The sequence below is a fragment of the Bifidobacterium sp. POST2/T3 (B1) genome, from assembly GCF_058197115.1.
In genome coordinates, this window is the sequence record NZ_JBVPQK010000227.1 from 1 (window position 1) to 4,315 (window position 4,315).

General features: G+C 62.5%; 5 protein-coding genes. 2 read left to right on the forward strand and 3 right to left on the reverse strand.

Going from position 1 to position 4,315, the window contains the following annotated elements; genetic code table 11:
- Positions 1–208: 208 nt before the first annotated feature.
- On the reverse strand, positions 209–1,129 hold the full coding sequence (locus AC0AP0_RS09500) for a bifunctional methylenetetrahydrofolate dehydrogenase/methenyltetrahydrofolate cyclohydrolase (RefSeq protein ID WP_110425338.1): 921 nt from the start codon (positions 1,127–1,129) through the stop codon (positions 209–211).
- Between the two features lie 211 nt (positions 1,130–1,340).
- Between AC0AP0_RS09500 and AC0AP0_RS09505 the strand changes: the two genes are divergently transcribed.
- Both AC0AP0_RS09505 and AC0AP0_RS09510 read left to right on the forward strand, forming a co-directional pair.
- Positions 1,341–2,216, forward strand: a complete 876-nt coding sequence (locus AC0AP0_RS09505; protein WP_046323783.1) for an ABC transporter ATP-binding protein — start codon at positions 1,341–1,343, stop codon at positions 2,214–2,216.
- Positions 2,213–3,040, forward strand: a complete 828-nt coding sequence (locus AC0AP0_RS09510) for a metal ABC transporter permease (protein ID WP_490430286.1) — start codon at positions 2,213–2,215, stop codon at positions 3,038–3,040. The genes AC0AP0_RS09505 and AC0AP0_RS09510 overlap by 4 nt, the downstream gene beginning before the upstream one ends.
- Positions 3,041–3,046: 6 nt before the next feature.
- On the opposite strand, the gene AC0AP0_RS09515 is transcribed toward AC0AP0_RS09510, so the two are convergent.
- The gene (locus tag AC0AP0_RS09515; protein WP_490430287.1) at positions 3,047–3,526 is read right to left on the reverse strand and encodes a 2-C-methyl-D-erythritol 2,4-cyclodiphosphate synthase; all 480 of its coding nucleotides are present in this window, start codon (positions 3,524–3,526) and stop codon (positions 3,047–3,049) included.
- Between the two features lie 14 nt (positions 3,527–3,540).
- Entirely contained in the window at positions 3,541–4,161 is a 621-nt protein-coding gene (locus AC0AP0_RS09520; RefSeq protein ID WP_261252543.1) for a CarD family transcriptional regulator, read from the reverse strand.
- Positions 4,162–4,315: the final 154 nt, after the last annotated feature.

Genomic DNA, 4,315 nt, shown 5'->3' on the forward strand with positions numbered 1-4,315 from the left:
TCGTCGAAGTTCTTGATGGTGGAATCGACTGCCTTGATGAAGTCTTCCTCGGATCCGATGTCATTGACCGCGACCTGAGGGACTTCCTTGTTGTTCTCTGCCATTAATTAAATTGTTTCTTGTATAGTTGGTGGATATTTTTACCGTTATTGAGTTATGCGTTCTCGCCGGCAGGCGTGAACATTCCCTATGATAGGAGACACCACGGTCATTGTCGCCGGGGAGCCTCGGGCGTGTCGCGCGCAGGAATTCCTGCGGCTCGCTCAGCGGAATCGACCACATTGGCCAAGAGCATAGCCCGTGTCATGGGCCCCACACCGCCGGGATTTGGCGTATAGGCAGCTGCAGACAGCCTGGCGGCTGGATCGATGTCGCCCTTGATCCGCCAGCGCTTCTCCTGCTGATCCCAAATCCGGGAGACGCCTACATCCACCAGGACGGTACCCTGGCGAACCTGGTCTGGGCCAACCAACCCGGCTTGGCCCACGGCTGCAATGATCACATCAGCCCTGCGCAGATGTGCATCAATATCCTTGGTGCGGGTATGGCAGAGGGTCACGGTGGCATCCACCCCGCGGTTGGTCAAGAGCAGCCCGATGGTGCGACCCACAGTCAATCCTCGGCCCAGCACGCAGACCTCCTTGCCGGCCAGGTCAATCCCGTAATGGTCCAGCAGGTACAGGACCCCCCGCGGGGTGCAGGGCAGAGGGGTCCGCACCCGGCCGTCGGCATGCAGAACCAGCTGGCCCAGATTGTAGGGATGCATGCCGTCGGCGTCCTTGGCCGGATCGATGCGCTCGATGATCTCAGTGGGGTCCACTCCATCGGGCAGGGGCAGCTGGACAATGTAGCCGGTGCAGTCAGGATCCTGGTTGAGCTGATCCACCGCAGCTAGAATCCGATCCTTGCCGGCATCGGCGGGCAGATCCACTCGGATGGACCTGATGCCCACCTGGCTGCAGTCCCGGTGCTTGCCCTCCACATACTTGAGCGAACCGGGATCCTCCCCTACCAGGATGGTCCCCAGGCCAGGAGTGCGTCCCATGGCCGTCAGCCTAGCCACGCGAGCGCGCAGGTCCTCCTTGAGTTCTGCAGCCGCCGCCTTTCCATCTAGTTTCACTGCCGTCAATAGGTCTCCATCATTCAAGCGGGCGCAAACCCTTGTCAAAGTTGTCTGAGCCAGCCTAGCGCAGATTCCTCCCCGACTGGAACCACTGTCCAAGGGCCGGTCCGGGAGGACTTGGCTGACAAAGTTGCGCGCTGTCCACTTCCCCGCCATAATGAGAATCATGCTCAATAAGAGCAGGATCACCAATTTGGATGCCTGTGAGAAGGACGCCATGGATACGGACACAGATAGAACATCCACGCAGGCCTGCATCGTCTTCGACCATGCCGCCATCCGCCGATCCGGGCGGCTGATCTGGTCGGAGGGAACCTTCGCCATTCCATCGGGGACCATAACCGCCATCGTGGGCACCAACGGCACTGGCAAAACCAGCATGATGCAGGCCGAGCTGGGCTTGCTCCCCCTGGATGCCGGCAGCCTGCAGGTCCTGGGGCAGCCGGCCGGCCAAGCCAACGACCACATCGGCTACGTACCCCAGAGCTATACCTCGGATATCGACTCCAACCTGACGGCTGAGCAGTCTGTACTGCTGGGGCTGACCGGCACTCGCTTCGGCATCCACCCCGTCACCCGGCAGGACCGCGAGCGCGCCAGAAAGGCCATGCGCTTCGTCGGTGTGGAGGACAGGGCCCACCTGCGCCTGTCACAGCTCTCCGGCGGCCTGCGCCAACGGGTGGCCATCGCCCAGGCCCTGGTCTGCGATCCTGATCTGCTCATGCTGGACGAGCCCCTGGCCAATCTGGATCTGGCCGGGCAGCGCGCCACCGTCCACCTGCTGGCACAGCTCAACAGCCGTCTGGGCATGACCATCCAAGTGGTGGCCCATGACCTGAACATGCTGCTGCCGGTACTGACCGGGGCGGTCTACCTGCTGGACGGGCACCCCCACTACGCCCGCATGGACGACGTGCTGGACTCGGACCTGCTCACCCACCTCTATGGCACCAAGGTGGAGGTGGTCACCACACCCCAGGGGGACATGTTCGTAGCCCCCGACATGGACGAGCCGATCGGACCCGTCCACAATCGCTACCAACCCAGCCAGGTGGCCCGCCTGCATGGGACGGACCGGGAAAGGACCTCATGACCACACAAGTCTTCGATCCCCATTGGATGGAGATCCTCGCCGCTCCCTTCATGCGCAACGCCATGGTGGCTGGTCTGTGCATCGCTGTGGCCGCCGGAGCCATGGGCTACTTCACCATCGCCAGACACTCCACCTTCGCCGCCCATGCCCTGGCCCACATCGGGTTGCCGGGCGCCACGGGGGCCGTCCTGCTTGGGCTGCCGGTCTCTGCCGGCATGGGCCTATTCGCCCTGGGCGGGGCGCTGGTCATCGGCGCCCTGGGCAAGCGGGCCTCCCAGAGGGAAATCGCCACGGGCACGGTCCTGGCCTTCGCCACTGGTCTGGGGCTCTTCTTCGCCAGGATGTCCAGTTCGGCCTCCCAGCAGATGCAGGCCATCCTCTTCGGATCCATCCTGACCATCACCCGAGGGCAGGTCATCGGCTTCATAACCTTCGACGCAGCCCTGCTAATCCTGCTGGCTCTGATCTACCGGCCCCTGCTTTTCAGCTCCCTGGACGAGCAGGTGGCCCAGGCTCGCGGCGTGCCTATCGGGCTGATGAACCTAACCTTCATGGCCATCATGGCCGGGGTTATCACCATCGCCGTGCCAGCAGTGGGGACCCTGCTCATCTTCGCTCTGGTCGTCACCCCAGCGGCCACGGCCAACATCCTGGTGGCCTCTCCCCTGAGGGCCATGCTTCTGTCGGGACTGATCTGCCTGGCTTCCATCTGGGGAGGCCTGGTGATTTCGGCCATGGTGCCAGCCCCGCCAAGCTTCATCATCGTGACCCTATCCACCCTCTTTTGGGCTCTGGCCAGGGGATGGGCAGCCCTGCGTGCCTGATGCCAGTCAGCCCACCAGCGCGGTGGCCATGACGGCGATGCCCTCGTTGTGACCAGTAAAACCCATGCCATCAGTGGTGGTGGCGGTCAGCCGAACCGGTGCGCCAACTGCCTGGCTCATGGCCTGCTGCGCCAGGTGGCGACGAGAAGAAAGTCTGGGGCGCTGGCCGACGATAACCAGGGAAGCATTGAGCAGCCTACGACCGTGCTCATGCAGGCAGGTCATGGCCTTCTCCAACATGGCTACCCCATGCATGCCCGCTCCAGGAGCCTGTGCTCCCAGGCCGAACAAGGTGCCTATATCGCCCAAGTCAGCAGCTGACAGGATGGCATCAATCAGGGCATGGGCAGCTGCATCACCGTCAGAATCGCCCAGCAGGCCAGGGGTTCCATCATTCCAGGACAGGCAGGCCAGCCAGAGGGGACGTTCACCAGTCGGATCGAAGCGATGGGCATCAAAACCCAGTCCGATGCTTGGATGATCCATGGCCGGCTCCGGCCTCAGCGCTTGCCCTTGGTCTTGCCCTTGCTCTTGGTCTTGGCAGCCTCCTGGGCCACCCGTGCCAGAGTCTTGGAAGCTGGCTCCTTGGGGGACTTGGTATGGTGCTTGTCGTCACCGGGCATGGGCTCCGCATAGCCCAGATTGACATCCAGCAGACGCTGGGCCTCGTCCTCGTCCAGATTCTCGGACAGGGCGATCTCGGAGGTCAGGATCTTGCGGGCCTTGATCAGCATCCGCTTCTCGCCCGCCGACAGCCCGTGCTCGTCCACGTCGCGTTGGGAGAGGTCGCGCACCACTTCGGCGATCTTGTTGACCTCGCCGGTGGCGATCTTCTCTACGTTCAGCTTGTAGCGGCGGGACCAGTTCATCTCCTTCTCCTCGACCACCGGAGTGCGCAGGATCTCGAAGACCTTGGCCACCGCCTTGGCGTCGACGATGTCCCTGACGCCCACCTTGGCCGCGTTCTCGACGGGGACGTTGATGACCAGCCCATCCGAGGAGAGCACAGACAGCTGCAGGTACTTGCGGGTGACACCCTTGACGGTCCGTTCGGTGATGGCATCCACTCTGGCGGCCCCATGACGCGGATAGACGACCATGTCACCGACCTTGTAACCCATATGCCCTCCAGAACGAGTCGAGAAAATACCATATAATAATGCCATTGCGCATGGACTTGCCGACGGGGACTCGACGACGACGCGATTCTCTGCGAGCACACTTCCCCTGGAGGCTCTGAAGACTATTCTGGAAGAAACGACGGTGGTGGAACGA

Bases quoted from the DNA above. Each gene is read 5' to 3' on its own strand.
- AC0AP0_RS09505 (WP_046323783.1), top strand. From the start codon at position 1,341: ATGGATACGGACACAGATAGAACATCCACGCAGGCCTGCATCGTCTTC.
- AC0AP0_RS09510 (WP_490430286.1), top strand. From the start codon at position 2,213: ATGACCACACAAGTCTTCGATCCCCATTGGATGGAGATCCTCGCCGCT.
- AC0AP0_RS09515 (WP_490430287.1), bottom strand. From the start codon at position 3,526: ATGGATCATCCAAGCATCGGACTGGGTTTTGATGCCCATCGCTTCGAT.
- AC0AP0_RS09520 (WP_261252543.1), bottom strand. From the start codon at position 4,161: ATGGGTTACAAGGTCGGTGACATGGTCGTCTATCCGCGTCATGGGGCC.